Source organism: Micromonospora sp. WMMD737 (assembly GCF_049179055.1).
Lineage (GTDB): Bacteria > Actinomycetota > Actinomycetes > Mycobacteriales > Micromonosporaceae > Micromonospora > Micromonospora reichwaldensis.
Genome location: NZ_JBMHMH010000001.1, coordinates 5,927,654 through 5,947,772, shown reverse-complemented (window position 1 = coordinate 5,947,772; position 20,119 = coordinate 5,927,654). Strand labels below are relative to the sequence as shown.

Below are 20,119 nucleotides of genomic sequence, written 5' to 3'. Positions count from 1 at the left end.
CCATGATCCTGTTCACGTCCGGCTCGGCGCGGGGGTGCCGGTCGGCATGCCCGTCGATGCGGGCGCGGGGGTCGAGGTGCCTGTCGGCGTGGGCGTCGGGGTCGGGTTGCCGCCCGGCACGGGCGCGGCCTCCGAAGGCGCGGGTACGGGCAGCCCCGGCGGGTTCAGCAGGGGCGGGGTGCTGGCGCCCGGCCGGGGCCCGAACGGCGCCCACTCCGGGCAGTACGGGTACGGGCGCAGCAGCGCGTTGTCCGTCTTCAGGTCCCGCCCGTCCGGGCAGATCGGACGACCGAGCCGGATCGGGTCGCCGTTCTGGTCGAAGAGCCGGGCGTTCTCCACGAGCCGCCCCTCGCTGTCGTAGACGTAGACGTCGCGGATGTGGTCGTACCGGCCGTCGATCGAGATCTGCTCGTAGTCGAGGTCGCCGCTGCCGACCCGGTCGTTCATGTCCGCCAGGCCGACCAGCCCGAAGATCACCAGCACCGCCGTGCCGACGTGCAGCACCCGCCGCTTGGGCCGGGTCAGGCCCGGCGTGTGGTGGCCGAGCCAGATCGAGGCGAGCACGCTGCCGGCGAGCAGCACCAGGCCGGCCAGCAGGCTGCCGTTGAGCTCGGGCAGCACGCCGAACGTGCCGCCGGTCGTGACCACCGTGGCGAGCATGGCGGCCAGGTAGCCCCGCAGCACCCACCACGCCGGCCGGAGCAGCCGGAGGAACTCGCTGGCCGAGGCGTACCCGAGAGGTGGTCCGAGTTGGACGTCCCAGCGGTGCGCCCGCGCGCGGAGCCGGTCCACGGCGAGACCGAGGCGACGGTTGCGGCGCCCGCCGCCGCTGGTGGCGCCGACCCCGGCCGCGGCGCGCAGCTCGGCCGCGTACGCCTCGGGCTCGCCGAGCCGGTCGACCAGCGAGCCGCCGGCCTCGGCGGCGACCTCGGCGAGGTGCTCCGGCAGGTCCTCGGTCAACTCGTCGCGGTGCGCCGGTGGCAGGTCGGCCAGCGCGGCCCGGACCCGTGCGGCGTAGTCCGCGATCTCCTGCTCAGTGACGGTCATGCCGCCATCCCCCGATCGTCGAGCAGTGCTTCCATGGTGGTGGCGAACGAGTGCCAGAGCTTGCCGGAGCGGGTGAGCTGGTCCCGGCCGGCGGCGTTGAGTGAGTAGTACTTGCGGTGCGGGCCGGATTCGCTCGGCACGACGTAGGTGGTCAGCAGGCCGGCGGCGTAGAGCCGGCGCAGCGTGCCGTAGACCGAGGCGTCGCCGACCTCCTCCAGCCCGGCGTCGCGCAGCCGGCGCAGGATGTCGTAGCCGTAGCCGTCCTCCTCCCGGAGCACGGCGAGGACCGCGAGGTCCAACACGCCCTTCAACAGTTGTGTGGTGTCCACGCATTGCACACTACTGCGCAATGCGAAGTACCGTCAACGGAACGCGCCGCGCGGGCCTGATGCACAGAAAGGGCCCCTTCCTATGCACGAGGCGTCAAGAAGGTGCCCTTCCTTACACCGCTGGCGGGCGCCTAGGCGGGTGAGCAGGGCATCGGCGGTGGCTCGGCCGCGCGCCGCCCGGTGGTGTCGCGCCGCGTGGTGCGCGGACGCTCACGACCAGCGGTCGCCCGCTGAGTTCGAGCGCGGCGGCCAGGATCGCCTGGCGACTCTTCTCGCTGCGCCGCTGAGGGTTCGGTGCTGCCGGCCGGCATCTGCGCCAGAATCCGTGCGGACGGATCAGACGTAGAGCTTGCGAAGTTCGCGGGCGATGTCGGCGACCTCGGTCAGCGTGCCACTGGCCACCGACATCACGAGGGCCTCAGCCTGATCGACGTCGACAACCTGGATCGGCACCTCGTTGAGGGCCAGGAAGACGCGCGCAGCCGCCCAGGCGAGACGCTTGTTCCCGTCGATCAGCGCATGGTTCATGCAGACCGAGTGGAGCAGCGCGGCGGCCTTGCTCCAGAGGTCGGTGTAGACCTCCTGACCAAACGCCACGGTGGCCGGGCGGACCACTGCGGACGACAGCAGACCGAAGTCACGGACCTGCGGCGTGTCACCCAGCACGACAGAGGCGACCTCCACGAGGTCATCGACCTCGAGGTAGTTGATCACTCGGCCAGCCGCCGCAACAGCTCGGCGTCGCGCTCGGCAACCTCGCCGGCAAGGTCCCGCACCCGAGCGCGACGGCTGCGCGCCGAGACGTACTCCTCGACCGCCACCACGATTGTGGCGTTCATCGATCGGTGCTCCTGGTCGGCGAGTTGCTTGAGCCGCTCGTGCAGCCCGTCAGGCAGATTGACCGTGGTGACCATATGAAAATCATACCGCTCCTACCCAGGGGTGATACCCGGGTTGGGGCCTACGCGAGGCTCCAGGCGATGCCGTCGAGGATGTCGTGCTCGGAGGCGACCACCGAGTCCATCCCCGCCCGCTCCATGATCACCCGGAGCACCAGGGCGCCCGCCCCGATCACGTCCGCGCGACCCGGGTGCATCACCGGGATCGCCAGCCGCTGCTCCCGGCTCTTGCCGAGCAGGTCGGTGGTCGTCGCGGCCACCGCGTCGTACGGCACGCGGGCGTGGTGGATGCGGCTCGGGTCGTACTCCTTGAGGCCCTGGGCGATCGCGACCACGGTGGTGACCGACCCGGCGAGCCCGACCAGCGTGGCGGCCTGCCGGCCCGGCACGGCCTCCAGTGCCCGGTCCACGGCGACCGCGATGTCGGCCTGCGCGGCGGCGACCTCGTCGGCACCCGGCGGGTCGCCGTGCAGGTGCCGCTCGGTCATCCGGACGCAGCCGATGTCCATCGAGATGGCCGCCTCGACGCCGCCCGCGCGGGTGCCGACGACGAACTCGGTCGAGCCGCCGCCGATGTCGACGACCAGATACGGCTCGCGCGCGTCGGCGGGCAGCCCGCGCACCGCGCCGGTGAAGGAGAGCCGCGCCTCCTCGTCGCCGGTCACCACCTCGGGCGCGACCCCGAGGGTCCGCTCGACCATCTCGCGGAACTCGGCGGCGTTGGAGGCGTCCCGGGACGCCGAGGTGGCGCACATCCGGACCCGCTCCGCGCCGAGCTTCTCGATCTCGGCGGCGTACGCGGCCAGCGCGACCCGCGTGCGCTCGATCGCCTCCGGGGCCAGCCGCCCCGTCTTGTCGACGCCCTGGCCGAGGCGCACGATCTGCATCCGTCGGCTCAGGTCGGCCAGCGGAGCCTCCGGACCCGCCGAGGCGTCCGGCAGGTCGGCGACCAGCAGTCGGATCGAGTTGGTCCCGCAGTCGATGGCGGCCACACGCGTCGTCACGGCAGCAACCCTACGTCAGGCGCGCTCAGGCGGCCCGGCGTCGCCCGCGTCCAGCAGTTCGGCGCCGAGCGGCGTCAACCGGTGCAGCACCGCGCCGCCGTCCCGGACGGTGGCGACGAGCCCGGCCGCCCGCAACGCCCCCGCGTGCTCGGACGCCGAGGAGGTGCTGATCCCGACGGCCCGGCCGAGCGCCGTGGTGGTGTGCCGGCCGGGGCCGGCGAGGCGGCGCAGCACCGCCGCCCGGGTCGCCCCCAGCAGGCGGCCCAGCGGATCGGGGGTGGTGGCCCTGATCAGGTGCGGCATCGGCGCGGGGTACACCACCAGCACCGGCCGGCCGGGCTCCACCAGCACCCGCGGATGCGGGCCGGCCAGCGGCGAGGGCAGCAGGAGCAGGCCGTGGCCGGTGCCGGGCAGTGAGGCGCTCCACCAGGTCCGCACCGTCAGCGTCGGCGCCTCCCACCGGATCGCCGGGTGCAGCGCGTTCAGCAGCCCGTCCAACCCGTGCGTGGCGAGCTGCGCGGTCGCCCCCGCCACGTGGTGCCGGTGCGCCTCCGTCAGGTCGGCCCAGTGCGGCGCGAGCACCGCGTCGTGCCAGGTGCCCAGGGCCCGGCCGAACAGGTCCATCATCTCCCCGTCGGCCTCGGCGAACCGCCTGCGCAGCGGCGTCGCGGGCAGCCGCGCGTACGCGGCAGCGACCTCCGCCCGGATGCGCCCGACGGGAGCCGCCCGGATCGCCTCCAGGCCGGCGGCGACCGATTCGAGGCCGTCCAGCGGGGTGAGGAAGTCGGGCAGGCGCCCGCGCGCGGGAAGCAGGTGCCGCAGCACGGAGGCGGCGGACCGGACCGGGCCCGACGCGGAGGCCGCGTCCGCCGCGGGGCCCGGCGTCATCCGGGCGGTGTCCGCGTCGTGCAGCGCCTGGCAGGCCAGCAGGGACATGCCGACCGGGTGCAGGCGATCGGCGAAGCGGACCCGGCACAGGTCCGCCAGTCCCAGGCGGAGACGGAGCATGCCAGCAGACTGCCGCTCTTCGGCCTGGACCGAAAGGGTTGCCCCGTTCGGGCGGGGCCATCCAGTGTGGACCGGGGTCACGGAGGGGGCGGGGCGTGCGACGGACGGTGGCAGTGCTGACGGGGCTGCTCTTCGCCGTCGTCGCCACGGCGTGCGGTGGGGACCGGGGTCAGTCCCGGGTCACGCCGGCCCCGTCGCCTTCGGGGGCCGTCGAGCGCCCCGCCGCCGGCGACCACCGGCTCACTCTGGTGCACGGCGGGGCCGACCGGCGCTACCTGCTGCACGCCCCGCCCGGCTACGACCCCGCCCGGCCCACCGCGCTGGTGATCGCCCTGCACTTCTATCCCGGCAGCGGCGCCCGCCTGCGGGAGATGGTGGGGCTGGACGCCGTGGCCGACCGGGAGAACTTCCTGGTCGCGTACCCGGACGGGCAGAACGGCGGCTTCAACGCGCTGATCTGCTGCGGGACGACCGACGACGTCGGCTTCCTCAAGGACCTCACCGCCCACCTCGTACGGACGTGGCGGGCCGATCCGGACCGGGTCTACCTCACCGGCATCTCCAACGGCGGGGACATGAGCTTCCGGGCCGCCGTCGAGGGCGAGAGGCTCTTCGCGGCGATCGGCGTGGTCAGCGGCGGCTACAGCGGCCCCCGGACGGCCCCCGAGACGTACGTGCCCCGGCGACCGGTCTCGGTGATCACCTTCATCGGCGGGCAGGACCGCTACGCCGACGTCTTCACCGAGGGCGTACGGACCTGGCAGCGACGGCTGCGTTGCACGCCGGTGACCGGCGCACCGCCGGCGGTCGCGCCGCGGGTCACCCGCACCGAGGCGCGGTGCGGCGACGGCAGCGACGTGACCGTCTACACCCTGCCCGACATGGGGCACTCGTGGCCCGGGGCGGCGACCGGCGAGCTGGCCGCCCCCGACGCGGGCCTCGACGCCACCGAACTCGTCTGGGACTTCTTCGCCGCCCACCCGCGCCGGAGCTGAGCGGGCCGGGCGCGGCCGGCGGCCCCGGGCCGCGCGTACCGGGCCGGTCAGAGGCGCAGCAGCATCCGGGTGTTGCCGAGCGTGTTCGGCTTGACGCGTTCCAGGTCCAGGAACTCGGCGACGCCCTCGTCGTACGAACGCAGCAGCTGCTCGTAGACCGGTTGCGGCACGGGCGCGCCGTCGATCTCGGTGAACCCGAACGAGCCGAAGAACCGCGTCTCGAAGGTGAGCACGAAGATCCGGGCCACCCCCAGTTCGCGGGCGCCGTCGATCAGCTCCGCGACGATCCGGTGGCCGAGCTTGCGCCCCCGGCAGGACGGGTCGACCGCCACCGTCCGGATCTCGGCCAGGTCCTCCCACATCACGTGCAGCGCGCCGCAGCCGACCACCGCGCCGTCGCCGGCCCGGACCGCGACCCGGAACTCCTGCACATGCTCGTAGAGGGTCACGGTTGCCTTGCTGAGCAGCCGCCGGTCGTCGGTGTAGGTGTCGACGAGCCGCCGGATGCCGCGCACGTCCGAGGTGCGGGCCCGCCGCACCACGACCTCGTCGGCCCCCGCCACGCCCCCGTCCGCGCCCGCCATGTCAGTCCGCCGCCGACACGTCCACGCACGGGCCGGCCGCCCACCACTTCTCCACCAGCGCCAGCGTCTCGTCGCCGAACGGGTTCACCCCGGGCCCGGCCCCGAGCGCGTGCCCAAGGTGCACGTGCAGGCACTTCACCCGGCCGGGCATCCCGCCGGCGGAGATGCCGGCGATCTCCGGCACCTCGCCGATCGCGTCCCGGCGGGCCAGGTAGTCCTCGTGCGCGGCGCGGTAGCGCGCGGCCAGCTCCGGGTCGGCGGCCAGCCGGTCCGCCATCTCCTTCATCAGCCCCGCCGACTCCAGCCGGCTGCACGCCGCCGTCGCCCGGGGGCAGGTCAGGTAGAACAGCGTCGGGAAGGGGGTGCCGTCGGCCAGGCGCGGGGTCGTCTCCACCACGTCCGGCAGGCCGCAGGGGCAGCGGTGGGCCACGGCCCGGGTGCCCCGGGGCGGGCGTCCGAGCTGCGCGGCCACCGCGGCCAGGTCGGCCTCGGTGGCCGGTTCGCGCCGGGGCGGGGGTACGGAGTCCGCCGCCGGCTCCTGCGGTGGTACGACGGTCACGATCCTGATCTCTCGTTCGATGCTCGGGTGCTGGTCACCGGTCGGGCTGCTCGCCGTTGGCGGCCTGCACGCTCGACCAGAGGGTGTCGTACCAGGAAGCGGGGGTGACGGGCGCCGACGGGGCCGCGGACGAACCGGCGTCCCGGGCGGCGCCCGCCGGGTCGGAGAGCACCACCAGCAGCGTCTCGCCCGGTGGGCCCATGAAGAACCGCTCCCTGGCCTGGATCTTGATGTATTCCGGGTCCTGCCACTTGGCCGCCCGCTCGGACAGCTCCTCGATCGCCTCCCGCTGGGCGGCCTGGGCGGCCTCCATCCGTTCGATGTCGGCCTGCTGGTCCAGGTAGACGCGCACCGGGTAGGTGTAGGCCAGGGCGAGCGCGATCAGCACCGCGAAGAGCACGGTGGCCCGCCCGGTGAGGCCCCGGGAGCGGGGTGCGGAGAGCCGCTTGACGGTGCCGGCGGCCGTACGACGGGCCGCGGCGGGCCGGCTCGCGGAGCGTACGCCCTCCGCGCCCCGGGTCGCCCCCGGCGCGCGACCGGCCGTGGCCCGCGACTCGGCGCGGACGCCGCCCTCGCGGACCGACGCCCGGGCGCCCCGGGCCCCGCCCGGCCGACCGGTGTGACCCGGCCGACGGGCGGGGCGCTGACCGCCCGGTGTGCGGCGCTGCTGCATCGTCACACCCCTCCCCCGAGGCCTCGCGCGTCTCAGGCCGAACGGTAGCGCGGGAAGGCGCCCGCCCCGGCGTACCGCGCCGCGTCGCCCAGCTCCTCCTCGATCCGCAGGAGCTGGTTGTACTTCGCGACCCGGTCCGAGCGGGCCGGGGCGCCGGTCTTGATCTGGCCGCAGCCGGTGGCCACCGCCAGGTCGGCGATGGTGGTGTCCTCGGTCTCGCCGGAACGGTGGCTCATCATGCACTTGAAGCCGGCCCGGTGGGCCAGGTCCACGGCGTCCAGGGTCTCGGTCAGCGAACCGATCTGGTTGACCTTCACCAGGACCGCGTTGGCGGCGTTCTCGGCGATGCCGCGGGCGATGCGCTGCGGGTTGGTGACGAACAGGTCGTCGCCGACGATCTGGACGCGGTCGCCGAGGGAGGCGGTCAGCGTCTGCCAGCCGGTCCAGTCGTCCTCGGCCAGCGGGTCCTCGATCGACACGATCGGGTAGTCGCCGGCGAGCTTGGTGTAGTAGTTGCTCATCTCCTCGGCGGTCTTCGCGGCGCCCTCGAAGGTGTAGGTGCCATTGTCGAAGAACTCGGTGGCGGCCACGTCGAGCGCGAAGACGATGTCGGTGCCGAGCCGGTAACCGGCCTTCTCGACCGCCTCGGCGATCAGGTCCAGGGCGGCGGCGTTGGTCGGCAGGTTCGGCGCGAAGCCGCCCTCGTCGCCGAGGCCGGTGGAGAGCTCCTTCTTCTTCAGCACCGACTTCAGCGCGTGGTAGACCTCCGCGCCGGAGCGCAGCGCCTCGCGGAAGCTGGGCGCGCCGATCGGCGCGATCATGAACTCCTGGATGTCGACGTTCGAGTCCGCGTGCGCGCCACCGTTGAGGATGTTCATCATCGGCACGGGCAGCAGGTGCGCGTTCGGGCCGCCCAGATAGCGGAAGAGGCTCAGCTCGGCGCTGCCGGCCGCCGCCTTGGCCACCGCCAGGGAGACGCCGAGGATGGCGTTCGCGCCCAGCTCGGACTTGCTGTCGGTGCCGTCGACGTCGAGCATCTTCTGGTCGATCAGCCGCTGCTCGCTGGCCTCGTAGCCGATCAGCTCGTCGACGATCTTGTCCTCGATGTTCGAGACCGCCTTCTCGACACCCTTGCCCTGGTAGCGGTCGGCGTCACCGTCGCGCAGTTCGATCGCTTCGAAGGCGCCCGTGGAGGCGCCGGAGGGCACCGCCGCCCGGGCGATCGTGCCGTCGTCGAGCCCGACCTCGACCTCGACGGTCGGGTTGCCCCGCGAGTCCAGAATCTCCCGCGCGACGATTCCCTCGATGGTTGCCACTGAGTCGCTCCTCGTTTGTGTGTTCCGGTCCGGTATGGGCCGCGACGGTGCGGCTGAGGCAGGTGTTGAACGCAGCGTATCGGGCGACGCTCGGACGCGGGCGGTCCGGGCGCTCGCCGGCCCGGCCCGAAACCTTCCTCCGGGCAGTGCTTTACACGGACATTCCCGGATTCTCGTGCCTCAACCGGCAACGGGTTTGCGCGCGGTTGACCCGATCGGCAAGGCTGGTCGCCATGCCCGCCGCCTCGACCACCCTCCGCATGCTCGCCGTGTCGGTCATCGCGTCGCTCACGGTGACCGGTTGTCAGACCCTCGACGACGCCGGCCGGACGATCGGGCGGTCCGACCTGGTGAACGACCTGGCCGCCCGGCTCGACCGGGCCCTGGAGCTGACCTACTCCGCCGACTACCAGCTCCCCGGCGGGCAGACCGCCGCCATCGCCCAGGCCCAGGACCCGGCCCGCTCCGCCTACACCTGGCCCGGCGGCAAGCTCACCGTCACCCCGGAGGCGACGACCCGCTGCGAGACCGCCGCCGGCCGCGCGACCTGCACCCTGGAGGCCCCGCCCGCGCCCAACGCGAAGCCCACGGTGACCATGTTCACCGAGGCCAAGCAGCGGGGGCTGGTGACGCCGCCGGTCGTCGTGGGGCTGCTCACCACCGCCGCGCTGGACCCGGAGGCGGTGATCGAGCAGAGCGACACCACCCTCGCCGGCAACCACGCCACCTGCGTCGACGTGGCGCAGTCGGCCGGGGACTTCACCGCCTGCGTGACCACCGACGGGGTGCTGGGCAGCTTCACCGGCCAGGTCGACGGCCGCCAGGTCGAGCTGGCCCTGAGCCGCTACCGCGAGACGGTCGACGGCGCGGTGTTCGACCTGCCGCCCGACGCCGGCGTCGTGGACCGCCGCCCGGCCAGCTCGTGACCGGTCCCAGTGACGGTCCTCACACGCCGAGCAGGGTGCGCAGATGGCGTGGGGGCGGGCAGTCGTGGGCGAGCATCGCGTCGTGCCACTCGCGTACCGCCACGCCGGCCGGGCGGGCGGCGGCGATCGCGGCCACCTCGCTGTAGCCGACGAAGTACGTCGAGAGCTGCGTCGAGGTGAGCAGGGCTCGCCGCCACTTGCCGGCCGCCTCCCCCTCCTCCTGGAAGCCCCGCCCCGTCATCAGCGCCATCGCCTCGGCCTCCGGCAGCTCCTCGCAGTGCACGAGCTGGTCCAGCAGCGCGTTGATGGTCATCCGGAGCTGCATCTTGAGCTGCTGCAACCGCACCGGCAGGCCGCCGAAGCCGAGGCCGGCCATCAGCTCCTCCGTGTAGACCGCCCAGCCCTCGATGAAGGGGCCCGACTCGGTCAGCGCGCGGACCCGGGTGGGGCCGACGTGCCGGCGGGCGTGGGCGAGCTGGAGGAAGTGCCCCGGCATCGCCTCGTGCACCGTCAGGTTGCGGATCATGTGGTCGTTGTACTCGCGGTAGAACGACTCGACCCGGTGCGCGGGCCAGTCCGCGGGGGTGGGCGCGATGCAGTAGAAGGTCGGCACGTCCGCCGTCTCCAGCGGGCCGGGCGAGTCGCAGTAGGCGACCGCCACGCCCCGGGCGAACTGCGGCATCTCCTGGATCACGCACGGGTCGTCGACCAGGGTGATCAGGTCGTGGGCGCGGACGAAGTCGGTCGCCTCGTCCAGGGTGACCGAGGCGAGGTCCACGATGGTGTGGTCGTCCGGGTGCTCGGCGGCCAGCAGGTCCAGCGCCCGGCGTACCGTCTCGTCGTCGGCCGGACCGCCGACCAGCTCGACGGCCGCCGCACGGATCTCCTCGCCGACCCGGTCCAGGTTGGCCCAGGCCCGGCGCTGGATCTCGGCGGCGCCCAGCTCCGTGTCGAGGGTGTGCCAGAGCCGCGCCTCCCAGCGGCGACGGCCCAGCCGCGGGTCCCGCCCGGGGCCGGCGTCGGCGGCCAGGCCCTGACGCAGCCACGCGACGAACTCCTCCAGCGCCGCGATCGCCGCGGTGGCGGCCGGCTCGACCCGGTCGTGCAGGGCGGGGGCCTGCGCGAGCAGCGCCGGCACCTCGTCGCGGATGAGCGCCGCCGTGCCGGTGAACTGCCCGACCGCCGTCTCCGCGTGGACGCGCGGCATGTCGCGCAGCGTCGCGCGCGCGGTCGCCAGCGCGTCCGGTACGGCGGCGAGCCGGCCCGCCAGGCTGGTCAGCCGCACGTCGGCCGGGGCGTACGGGCGGGCGAGCAGCGCGTGCAGCAGCGGCCCGGGGTTGTGCCGCAGCGGGTCCCACTCGTGCGCGCGGATGTCGCCGGACTCGAACAGTTCCCGGTCCACGAAGGAGGTGAGCAGCGCGTGGTCGACGCGCTGCTCGACGTCCAGGGCGTCCGGGTCCAGCTCGGCGAGCGCGTCCGCCGCCTCCTTGAGCATCGTCCGGTCGGCGGCGACCGCCTCGGCGGAGAGGTCCGGCAGCCGGTCGTCGTAACGGTGGTCGCCGGTGGAGGTCGCGACCCCCGGCCGGCTCTCCAGCAACGCGTCGACGATCCGCTCCGCGAGCGGCACAAACGATTCCACCCGCCGACCCTACCGGGTCGGCTCAGCCCTTTTCGGCCGCGCGGACCGCGTCCGCGTAGGCGAGGGCGGCGCGGCGCAGGGCCGCCTCCGGGTCCAGGCCCGCCTCGCGGGCCGCCGCGACCGTGGCGAGCAGGCCCGCACCGAGGCGCGCCTCCGGGTCCACCTGGGATTCCGCGAGGGGCGGCGGTACGGCGAGGCCCACCCGCCCGGCGCGCTCCAGGACCTTGGCGGCCAGGGCGAGGGCCGGCTGGCTGAGTGCGATGCCGTCCAGCACCGAGTCACGCGCCTTCTCGGCCCGCTTGATCCGCTCCCAGCTCGCCTCGATCTCCTCCAGCGTGCCGGCCTGGGCGTCGGCGAAGACGTGCGGGTTGCGCCGGACCATCTTGTCGACCAGCCCGCCGGCCACGTCGTCGACGGTCCACCGCTGCTCCTCGGGCAGCTCCTCGGCGAGGCGGGCGTGCAGCACCACCTGGAGCAGCACGTCGCCCAGCTCCTCGCGCAGCGCGTCGGTGTCCCCGGCGCTGATCGCGTCGTACGCCTCGTAGCACTCCTCGATCAGGAAACCGGCGAGGCTGCGGTGGGTCTGCGCGCGCTTCCAGGGATCGCCGCCGGGAGAGGCCAGCCGGTCCATCACCGCCACCGCGTCGAGCAGCCGGGCGCCCGGCGGGTCCCAGGAGCCGTACATCAGCTCCAGCTCGGCCAGGCCGGGCTCGCGGGCCAGCCGCAGGCCCAGCTCACGGGCCAGCGACTCGTCGCCGGCCGGGCCGGCCAGCCACACCGCGACGCCGTGCGCCGCCGCCGCGTCGAGCAGCGCCTGCGTCGCCCGGCCGTCGACCACGGTGACCTCGGCGCCCGCCGCGCGGACCGCCGTCGTCAGCTCGCTCTCCGCCCCCGTCAGCACCGGATGCCGGCGTACGACGTCCCACGCGGCGGCGGTCAGCAGCCCGGCCGGCAGCCGGGGCGAGGTGACGAGCAGGACGATCCGCGCCGGCATGCTCAGCTGTGGGTCTCGCCGGCCGCCTCGGGCGCGACGGTGGGCAGCGGGTCCGGGGTGGAGACGTCGGTGACCCCGTCGGAGCCGGCCTCGCCCAGCGGCACGCTCACCGCCGGCGCGTTGCCGGAGAAGCTCAGCACCGGGAACTCCAGCGGGCGGTAGCGGGGGTTGACCGTCACGTCGTACGCGGCGACCGCCTCGGCCAGCGACTTGCGGGTGGCCAGCGCGCCGCGCAGCTGCTCACCGTCGAGCTGGCGGGCGGCCGCCTCGTCGGGCACGTCGGCCGGGATGGCGCCCGCCTTGCGGCCCGCCGCCACCACGTCCGCAAGATCCTGCGCGGTCGGCTCGGCCGGCGCCCCGGTCGGCACTCCCGACAGGCAGTTGTAGAGCTCGGCGGACTGGCGCACGAAGCCGGTGTCGGGCGACAGGCCCAGCTGCTGGGCGACCTGCTCCGGCGCGACCTGCCCGCGCGGCTGGTAGTTCTTGTCCGCGGAGAGCCGCTCGCAGACCTCGGTCAACACCAGCATGCTGACGATCTGGCCGCGGTCGGGCAGCTGCGGCACCTGCGCCGGGGGCTGCCCCTCGGGCGCCTCGGGCTGACCGGTCGGCGTCGGGTTCTTCGCCCGCAGGTCGTCGACGACCCCGGTGACGGCATCCTCGGTGATCCGCAGGTCACCGACGTAGGCGGCGACACCGGGCTCGGCACGGCAACCGGAGAGGGCGACGAGGCCGAGCGCCACGCTGGCGACGGCGACAAGACGGCGAGCACGCATGTCGGTCACTCTCTCATGCCGCCCGGGGCGGCCGTGACACCGCCCACCGGTCTCCCCGCGCGCCCGCCCCGTGCGCGCCCGGGTCCCCACCGGCCGGCTGCCGGCCAGCCGTCGTCGACCGCCACTCACCGCGCGGCGGCTCCCGCCGTCGCCGGCTCGCCCAGGACGTCGGAGAGCAACTGGGCGCACCACTCCAGCAGGGCCTGGTCGCGCAGCGGCTCGCCGCCCACCCGCCGGGTGCTCGGCCGGGGCACGCTGACCTGGTCGAGCGCCTGCTTGTAGACCGAGTCCGGGTGGTAGCGCTTGAGCCGCAGCTGCTTCGAGTCGGGCAGCGGCAGCGGACCGAACCGGATGTGCTTGCCCTGCATGCTGACGTCGGTCAAGCCGTAGCGGCGGGCCAGCAGCCGGAACCGGGCCACGGCGACGAGGTTCTGCACCGGCGCGGGCGGCTCGCCGTAGCGGTCCGTCATCTCGGCGACCACCTCGCGCAGCCGGTCGGCGTCGCGGGCCTCGGCGAGCTTGCGGTACATCTCCAGGCGCAGCCGCTCCACGGCGACGTAGTCGTGCGGCAGGTGGGCGTCGACCGGCAGGTCGACCTTGACCTCGGTCTCCTCCTCCGGACGCTCGCCCTTGAACGCGGAGACCGCCTCGCCGACCATCCGCACGTACAGGTCGAAACCGACGCCCTCGATGTGCCCGGACTGCTCGCCGCCGAGCAGGTTGCCGGCGCCCCGGATCTCCAGGTCCTTCATCGCCACGTACATGCCGGCGCCCAGCTCGGTGTGCTGGGCGATGGTGGCCAGCCGCTCGTGGGCGTGCTCGGTGAGCGGCTTCTCCGGCGGGTAGAGGAAGTACGCGTACGCCCGCTCCCGGCCCCGGCCGACCCGGCCGCGGATCTGGTGCAGCTGGGCCAGGCCGAGCAGGTCCGCCCGCTCCACGATCAGGGTGTTGGCGTTGGGGATGTCGATGCCGGACTCCACGATCGTGGTGCATACCAGCACGTCGAACTCCTTCTCCCAGAAGCCGACCATGACCTTCTCCAGGGCCTCCTCGCCCATCTGGCCGTGCGCCACCGCGACCCGCGCCTCGGGCACCAGCTCGCGCAGCTTGCGGGCCGTCCGGTCGATCGACTCGACCCGGTTGTGCAGGTAGAAGACCTGCCCGTCGCGGAGCAGCTCGCGGTGGATGGAGGCGGCCACCTGCCGCTCGTCGTGCGCCCCGACGAAGGTGAGCACCGGGTGCCGCTCCTCCGGCGGGGTGGCGATCGTCGACATCTCCCGGATGCCGGTGATCGCCATCTCCAGGGTGCGCGGGATCGGCGTGGCCGACATGCTCAGCACGTCGACCGAGGCGCGCATCGTCTTCAGGTGCTCCTTGTGCTCGACGCCGAAGCGCTGCTCCTCGTCGACGATGACCAGGCCGAGCGACTTGAACCGGGTGGCCGCCTGGAGCAGCCGGTGGGTGCCGATGACGATGTCGGCGGTGCCCGCGGCGGCCATCTCCAGGGCCTGCTCCGCCTCCTTCGGCGTCTGGAAGCGGGAGAGCTGCCGGATGGTCACCGGGAACTGGCTCATCCGCTCGGCGAACGTGTTGTAGTGCTGCTGCACCAGCAGCGTGGTGGGCACCAGCACCGCCACCTGCTTGCCGTCCTGCACCGCCTTGAACGCCGCCCGGACGGCGATCTCCGTCTTGCCGTAGCCGACGTCGCCGCAGATCAGCCGGTCCATCGGGACGGTCTGCTCCATGTCCCGCTTGACCTCTTCGATCGCCGCGAGCTGGTCCGGCGTCTCCTGCCACGGGAAGGCGTCCTCCAGTTCCCGCTGCCACGGCGTGTCGGGGCCGAAGCTGTGCCCCTTGGACGCCTTGCGGGCGGCGTAGAGCTGGATGAGCTGGGCGGCGATCTCCTTGACCGCCTTGCGGGCCCGGGCCTTGGACTTCTGCCAGTCCGAGCCGCCCATCTTGTGCAGCGTGGGCTGCTCGCCGCCGACGTAGCGGGAGAGCTGGTCGAGCTGGTCGGTGGGGACGAAGAGCCGGTCGCCGGGCTGGCCGCGCTTGCTCGGGGCGTACTCGATGACCAGGTATTCGCGGGAGGCCCCGTTGACGGTGCGCTGCACCAGCTCGACGTAGCGGCCGATGCCGTGCTGCTCGTGCACGACGTGGTCGCCGGCCTTCAGCTCCAGCGGGTCGATGGTGTTGCGCCGCCGGCTCGGCATCTTGCGCATGTCGCGGGTCGAGGTGCCCCGCCCGCCGGTGACGTCGTTGCCGGTGAGCAGCACGAACCGGGACGCCTCGTCGACGAAGCCACCGGTCAGGCTGCCGCAGGCGACCAGCACCTCGCCGGGGGCGGGCGCGGTCGGGATCTCCTCGGTCAGCCGCGCGCCGAGGCCCGCGTCGCGGAGCACCTCGACCGCCCGCTGGGCGGGGCCGTGCCCCTCGAAGACCAGCGCGACCGACCAGCCCTCGCCGGTCCAGCGCGTGAGGTCGTCGACCACCCGGGCGGTCTCGCCGTGGTAGAGCGGGGCCGGCTGCGCGGAGAGGGTCACCGCGATCGCGTCGTCGGGGGTGACGTCGTACGCCTCCGGCCCGTCCTCCCAGGGCTGCCGGGCCGGAGCGGCCTCCGCCTCGGCCAACCCGAACGGCGACAGCGTCCACCAGGGCTGGCGCAGCTTCGCCGCGACGGCGCGTACGTCGCCCAGGGTCCGGAAGGCGGCGGCGCCGAGGTCGACGGGGGCCTGGCCACCGACGGCGGCCGCGGCCCAGCTCGCCTGGAGGAACTCGTCGGAGGTACGCACCAGGTCGTGCGCCCGGGTGCGGATCCGCTCCGGGTCGCACAGGATCACGTGGGTGCCGGCCGGCATGGCGTCCAGCAGCAGCTCCATCGAGTCGGCGCCGATCAGCGCCGGGGCCAGGGACTCCATCCCCTCCACCGGGATGCCCTCGGCCAGCTTGTCGAGGATCTCGGCCAGCTCCGGGTGTTCCTCGGCGAGGGCGGCGGCCCGCTTGCGCACCGACGGGGTGAGCAGCAGCTCCCGGCACGGCGGTGCCCACAGCTGCGGCACCTGCGCGATGGTGCGCTGGTCGGCGACGGCGAAGGTGCGGATCTCCTCCACCTCGTCGCCCCAGAACTCGACCCGCGACGGGTGCTCGTCGGTGGGCGGGAAGATGTCCAGGATGCCGCCGCGCACGGCGAACTCGCCCCGCTTGGTGACCAGGTCGACCCGCCCGTACGCCATGTCGGTCAACCGGCGGGCGACCTCCTCCAGATCGGCCTCCTGCCCGGCGGCGAGCTGCACCGGCTCCAGGTCGCCGAGGCCCTTGAGCTGCGGTTGCAGCAGCGACCGGACGGGCGCCACGACCACCCGCAGCGGGCCGGTGCGACCGTGCGCGTCGGCCGAACCGGGGTGCGCCAGCCGGCGCAGCACGGCCAGCCGACGGCCGACCGTGTCGGAGCGGGGCGACAGGCGCTCGTGCGGCAGCGTCTCCCACGACGGGAAGACCGTCACCTGCTCGGGCGGGAGCAGGCTGCCCAGCGCGGCGGCCAGGTCGTCGGCCTCCCGCGTGGTGGCGGTCACGGCGAGCACCGGCCGACCCGCGCCGCCGCCCGGCCCGCCGTCGCCGGCCCGGTCGGCGGCGACCGCCGCGACCGCGAAGGGGCGCAGCGCGGGCGGGGCGGTGATGTCGAGGCCGTCGACCTGCGCGGCACCGGAGCGCGCCAGGTCACGTGCCCGGGCCAGCCCCGGGTCGGCCAGGGCGGCGGAGAACAGACCGGTGAGCATGAGATCACTTCCAGCGGGAGGACACGACGATCACCCCTCGTCCGGCTGGACGGGGGGCCACCGGTCGACACTATCTCTCCGGTCGGACGAACCACCTCCGCGTAGGTTGGATCGTCGACAATCGGCGCAGGGCCACCCGGGGGGAGAACGGATGCCTGAGGGAACCGGCAGCGATCCACGCCGCAAGACCACGCCCGGCCGGTGGCGGGTGCTGGGTCACCCGGAGGGCATCCTGATCTACGAGGTGCGCTGCATCGTCGAGAGCCACGGCTGGACCGAGCCCGCCGCCGAGAGGTTCCACAACCTCATCCTCGGGCGGTCGGGGGCCTACCGACGGCGGCTCAACGGTCGTACGACCTTCTCGGACGCCACCTCCGTGCTGATCACCCGGCCGGGCGACGAGATGTCCGTGTCCCACCCGCTGGGCTGCGGCGACTCGTACACCTGTGTGCAGGTCGACCCGGCGGTGCTGGCCGGGCGCCCGGACGGGGCCCGCTGGCTGGAGACCGCCGGCTGGGAGGGCACCTCCGACGCGTCGCTCGACCTGGCACACCGGATGCTCATCGCGGAGTTCCGGCGGGGACTGGACCACTTCGAGATGACGGAGCGGCTGCACCGCTTCCTCGACGGGGTGCTCAGCCGTACCGGTGCCCTGGACGAGCCGGGGACGGACCTGGCACGGGCGGTCAGCCGCCGGCCCGCCACCCAGGCCGCCCACCGTCGCCTGGCCGACCGGGCCCGCGAGGTGCTCACCGCCGGCGACTACTCGCTCAGCCTCGACGAGGTGGCCCGCGAGGTGGGCGCCTCCCCGCACCACCTGAGCCGGGTGTTCCACCGGGTCACCGGCAGCAGCCTCACCGCCTACCGGAACCGGCTGCGGGTCCGGGCGGTGCTGGACACCCTCGCCGAGTCGGACGAACGGCCGCTGCGCACGGTGGCGGCGGAGCACGGCTTCGCCGACCAGGCCCACCTCACCCGGGTGGTCCGGGACCACGTGGGCCACCCCCCGGCCCACCTGCGCCGACTCCTCACCCACACCCGACGGCCCTGACCCCGCCTTCTCTCTCCCCCCACCCGCTGTCCCTGCGTTCGGGCCGGGTCGGGCGGCTGGGCCGGGTCGGATCGGGGGCGGGGTCTGAGTCGGCGGTCAACCGAGCATCGATGTTCAAGACCCGGGCCCGCCCGGCGGCCGAAGATGGAATCCGTCAGCCGGGATCGAACCGCCGGATCGGCGGTCGCGGGGTGCGCGGACCTGTTCGGGGAGGCCCGCAGCTCCACCCGGCTGCGACCTCGGCGACGGCGAGGCGCCGTCGCCGCCCGCCGGTGGTGCCGTACACCCCCCTGTACGGCACTCCGGTGGGCGCGGGGCGGCCCGCCCGAAGGATCTTGACGGGGATGGCCGGCCGTGATCGGCTGCGCTGATGGGCAACCAATGGCGGGCACAGTTCGACGCGGAGGTCACCTTCGCCAACGGCGGCGGGCTGCGGACCGACGGGTTCCGGCTGGACATCCCCGGCCGCGACATCACCGACGACGAGCTGGCGGCGCTGTTCGTCCGGCACCTCGGGCTGCTGATGGTGGCCGAGGTACGCATCACCGGCCGGACGATCATCGAGGAGCCGCACAAGGGCGGCCGGGGTGTGGCCGCCGAGGCCGGCCCGGACGACGGTTCCCGCCGACGGCTGGTCGAGCTGAGCCACGTCGTCACCGACGGCATGACCACCCTGCCGGGCTGGCCGGCGCCGCGGATCACCGAGTGGCTGACCCGGGAGGCGTCCCGCGCCAACTACGCCCCCGGCACGGAGTTCCAGGTGGGGCGCATCGACATGATCGCCAACACCGGCACGTACCTGGACACGCCCGCCCACCGCTTCGCCGGGGGCCCCGACCTCTCCGGTACCCCGCTGGACCGCCTCGCCGACCTGCCCGGCGTCGTGGTCCGGGTACCGGCCGGCACCCGCGCGGTGGACCGGCTGCTGCTGGCTCCGTACGACGTCGCCGGGCACGCGGTGCTGCTGCACACGGGCTGGTCGGCGCACTTCGGCACGGACCGGTACGGCGCGCCGGAGGCGCCCTACCTCACCGGCGACGGCGCCCGGGCCCTGGTCGACGCGGGCGCCGCCCTGGTCGGCATCGACTCGATCAACATCGACGACATGAGCCCGGCGGCGGCGGGCGAGCGACCGGCGCACAGCACCCTGCTGGCCGCCGGCGTGCCGATCGTGGAGCACCTGACCGGGCTCGACGCGCTGCCCCCGACCGGCTTCCGGTTCACGGCCGCCCCACCGATGGTGGCCGGCATGGGCACCTTCCCGGTACGGGCCTTCGCGGTCCTCGATCCCACCTGACCGACGACCAGCAGCCTGCCACCGGCACCACGGCCGGGTGGGTCAGTAGCGGACCGAGATCTGTCGGGTGGTCGCGTCGATACGGATCTCGCCGCCGTACGGGACGATCAGCTGCGGGTCGGTGTGGCCGAGGTCGACGTCGAAGACCACCACCGCGTCGGGGCAATAGGCGGCCAGCGCCCGGGTGACCGCCTCCCGTTGCGCCGCCGCCCAGTCCCGCCGCTCGTCGGGGGTGTGCTGCCGGGTGAAGTCCCACGCCTTCGGCCGGCCGACGAGGACCGCCGGGAAGCCGGCGAGCAGGCCGCGCTCCCCCATGTTGCGCAGGATCCGGAACACCTCGGTGGCCGGGGGCAACTCCTCGGAGGTCTCGACCATCAGCACCGACCCGGCCAGGTCCCCGGCGTCAGGGACCCGGTCGGCGGCCAGCAGCCAGTGCAGGATCTCCAGGTTGCCGCCCCAGGTGCGCCCCTCGATGACCGTCGACGGCCCCTGCCAGCGCCAGCCCTCGCCCGGGAACATCTCCGGCTCGTCGGCCAGCGTCGCCGGGTCCTGCCAGTCGTTCGGCCGGTCGCCCCACTGCGGCGCGGGGGTCAGGTCGTACCAGCCGGAGGTGAAGAGGGCCGCGCGCAGCGAGTCGAAGGTCAGCGGGTGCGGGCTGCCCGGCCGGCCGAGGTGCACGAGCACGGACCCGCCGTGGTACGACACGACGCCCAGCCGGTACAGGTGGTTGAGGACGTTCGTGTTGTCGGAGTAGCCGAAGTACGGCTTCGGGTTGGCCCGCAGCACGGCGTCGTCGAGGTGCGGGGTGACCGTGATCAGGTCGTCCCCGCCCACCGTGGCGAGCACGGCGGCGATCGTCGGGTCGGCGAAGGCGTCGGTCAGGTCCCGGGCCCGGTCGCGCGGGTCGGCGCCGAGTACCCGGGTGGTCGGGTACTCCACCGGCTCCAGGCCGAACTCCTCGCGCAGCCGGCGCAGCCCCAACTCGTACACGTGGGGGAAGAGGGCCGGCAGGCCGGCGGACGGCGAGACGACCGCGACCCGGTCTCCCGGTCGGGGCTTGGGGGGATAGTTCGGCGACGTCATGATCGGACGCTACCGACCGGCTCCAGCGGTTTTCCGCCGGTCCGGCCCGCCGGGACGCTGGCGGGCGGCCTCTAGGCTGGCCCCGCCGAAGTTGATCGAGCATTCGGAGGCCGCGTGAGCACCCCCGCCGGACATCCGCCGCAGCCCTTCCACCAAGGCCCACCGC

The 20,119-nt window shown here is 74.1% G+C and carries 19 protein-coding genes; 4 read left to right on the top strand and 15 right to left on the bottom strand.

Features of this window, described 5'->3' with window-relative positions:
* Positions 1 to 12: 12 nt before the first annotated feature.
* From ACN27A_RS26535 to ACN27A_RS26510, 6 genes are all read right to left on the bottom strand, one after another.
* Entirely contained in the window at positions 13 to 1,047 is a 1,035-nt protein-coding gene (locus ACN27A_RS26535; protein ID WP_421457293.1) for an HAAS signaling domain-containing protein, read from the bottom strand.
* Positions 1,044 to 1,376 carry a PadR family transcriptional regulator gene (locus ACN27A_RS26530; protein ID WP_421457292.1) on the bottom strand — a complete coding sequence of 111 codons (333 nt, stop codon included), beginning with the start codon at positions 1,374 to 1,376 and terminating at the stop codon, positions 1,044 to 1,046. Before ACN27A_RS26530 ends, ACN27A_RS26535 begins: the two co-directional genes overlap by 4 nt.
* Positions 1,377 to 1,712: 336 nt before the next feature.
* Positions 1,713 to 2,090, bottom strand: coding sequence for a type II toxin-antitoxin system death-on-curing family toxin (locus tag ACN27A_RS26525; protein ID WP_421457291.1), 378 nt, complete (start codon positions 2,088 to 2,090; stop codon positions 1,713 to 1,715).
* Positions 2,087 to 2,290: a ribbon-helix-helix domain-containing protein gene (locus ACN27A_RS26520; protein WP_421457290.1), complete on the bottom strand. Its 204-nt coding sequence runs from the start codon at positions 2,288 to 2,290 to the stop codon at positions 2,087 to 2,089. The genes ACN27A_RS26525 and ACN27A_RS26520 overlap by 4 nt, the downstream gene beginning before the upstream one ends.
* A gap of 47 nt (positions 2,291 to 2,337) precedes the next feature.
* A complete protein-coding gene (locus tag ACN27A_RS26515) occupies positions 2,338 to 3,267 on the bottom strand; it encodes an exopolyphosphatase (RefSeq protein ID WP_421458615.1) in 930 nt (309 codons plus the stop codon).
* Between the two features lie 27 nt (positions 3,268 to 3,294).
* On the bottom strand, positions 3,295 to 4,287 hold the full coding sequence (locus tag ACN27A_RS26510) for an ArsR/SmtB family transcription factor (RefSeq protein ID WP_421457289.1): 993 nt from the start codon (positions 4,285 to 4,287) through the stop codon (positions 3,295 to 3,297).
* Positions 4,288 to 4,382: 95 nt separating this feature from the next.
* Between ACN27A_RS26510 and ACN27A_RS26505 the strand changes: the two genes are divergently transcribed.
* The gene (locus ACN27A_RS26505; protein WP_421457288.1) at positions 4,383 to 5,282 is read left to right on the top strand and encodes an alpha/beta hydrolase family esterase; all 900 of its coding nucleotides are present in this window, start codon (positions 4,383 to 4,385) and stop codon (positions 5,280 to 5,282) included.
* Positions 5,283 to 5,329: 47 nt separating this feature from the next.
* Here the strand turns inward: ACN27A_RS26505 and ACN27A_RS26500 are convergent, their stop codons facing one another.
* The 4 genes from ACN27A_RS26500 to eno are packed head-to-tail and all read right to left on the bottom strand — an operon-like array spanning position 5,330 to position 8,414.
* Positions 5,330 to 5,866 (bottom strand): amino-acid N-acetyltransferase, encoded by a 537-nt coding sequence (locus tag ACN27A_RS26500; protein ID WP_311414779.1) that lies wholly within the window; start codon positions 5,864 to 5,866, stop codon positions 5,330 to 5,332.
* 1 nt (position 5,867) lies between these two features.
* Positions 5,868 to 6,425: a DUF501 domain-containing protein gene (locus tag ACN27A_RS26495; protein ID WP_421457287.1), complete on the bottom strand. Its 558-nt coding sequence runs from the start codon at positions 6,423 to 6,425 to the stop codon at positions 5,868 to 5,870.
* 34 nt (positions 6,426 to 6,459) lie between these two features.
* Complete coding sequence (locus ACN27A_RS26490; RefSeq protein ID WP_421458613.1) at positions 6,460 to 7,098, bottom strand: FtsB family cell division protein; 639 nt, start codon at positions 7,096 to 7,098, stop codon at positions 6,460 to 6,462.
* A 32-nt stretch (positions 7,099 to 7,130) separates the two neighbouring features.
* Positions 7,131 to 8,414, bottom strand: a complete 1,284-nt coding sequence (eno, locus tag ACN27A_RS26485) for a phosphopyruvate hydratase (RefSeq protein ID WP_421457286.1) — start codon at positions 8,412 to 8,414, stop codon at positions 7,131 to 7,133.
* A gap of 233 nt (positions 8,415 to 8,647) precedes the next feature.
* Here eno and ACN27A_RS26480 point away from each other — a divergent pair, with 233 nt between their 5' ends.
* Entirely contained in the window at positions 8,648 to 9,340 is a 693-nt protein-coding gene (locus tag ACN27A_RS26480) for a hypothetical protein (RefSeq protein ID WP_421457285.1), read from the top strand.
* A gap of 19 nt (positions 9,341 to 9,359) precedes the next feature.
* Here the strand turns inward: ACN27A_RS26480 and ACN27A_RS26475 are convergent, their stop codons facing one another.
* From ACN27A_RS26475 to mfd, 4 genes are all read right to left on the bottom strand, one after another.
* Positions 9,360 to 10,979 (bottom strand): DUF885 domain-containing protein, encoded by a 1,620-nt coding sequence (locus ACN27A_RS26475; RefSeq protein WP_421457284.1) that lies wholly within the window; start codon positions 10,977 to 10,979, stop codon positions 9,360 to 9,362.
* 22 nt (positions 10,980 to 11,001) lie between these two features.
* Positions 11,002 to 11,973, bottom strand: coding sequence for a nucleoside triphosphate pyrophosphohydrolase (locus tag ACN27A_RS26470; RefSeq protein WP_421457283.1), 972 nt, complete (start codon positions 11,971 to 11,973; stop codon positions 11,002 to 11,004).
* Between the two features lie 2 nt (positions 11,974 to 11,975).
* Positions 11,976 to 12,746, bottom strand: coding sequence for a hypothetical protein (locus ACN27A_RS26465; protein WP_421457282.1), 771 nt, complete (start codon positions 12,744 to 12,746; stop codon positions 11,976 to 11,978).
* A gap of 125 nt (positions 12,747 to 12,871) precedes the next feature.
* Positions 12,872 to 16,522: a transcription-repair coupling factor gene (gene mfd, locus ACN27A_RS26460; protein WP_421457281.1), complete on the bottom strand. Its 3,651-nt coding sequence runs from the start codon at positions 16,520 to 16,522 to the stop codon at positions 12,872 to 12,874.
* 151 nt (positions 16,523 to 16,673) lie between these two features.
* On the opposite strand from mfd, the gene ACN27A_RS26455 reads away from it, so the two are divergent.
* A complete protein-coding gene (locus ACN27A_RS26455; RefSeq protein WP_421457280.1) occupies positions 16,674 to 17,573 on the top strand; it encodes a helix-turn-helix domain-containing protein in 900 nt (299 codons plus the stop codon).
* 370 nt (positions 17,574 to 17,943) lie between these two features.
* Positions 17,944 to 18,870 (top strand): cyclase family protein, encoded by a 927-nt coding sequence (locus ACN27A_RS26450; protein WP_421457279.1) that lies wholly within the window; start codon positions 17,944 to 17,946, stop codon positions 18,868 to 18,870.
* Positions 18,871 to 18,912: 42 nt separating this feature from the next.
* Here the strand turns inward: ACN27A_RS26450 and ACN27A_RS26445 are convergent, their stop codons facing one another.
* Positions 18,913 to 19,953, bottom strand: coding sequence for a S66 family peptidase (locus ACN27A_RS26445; protein WP_421457278.1), 1,041 nt, complete (start codon positions 19,951 to 19,953; stop codon positions 18,913 to 18,915).
* Positions 19,954 to 20,119 lie beyond the last annotated feature (166 nt).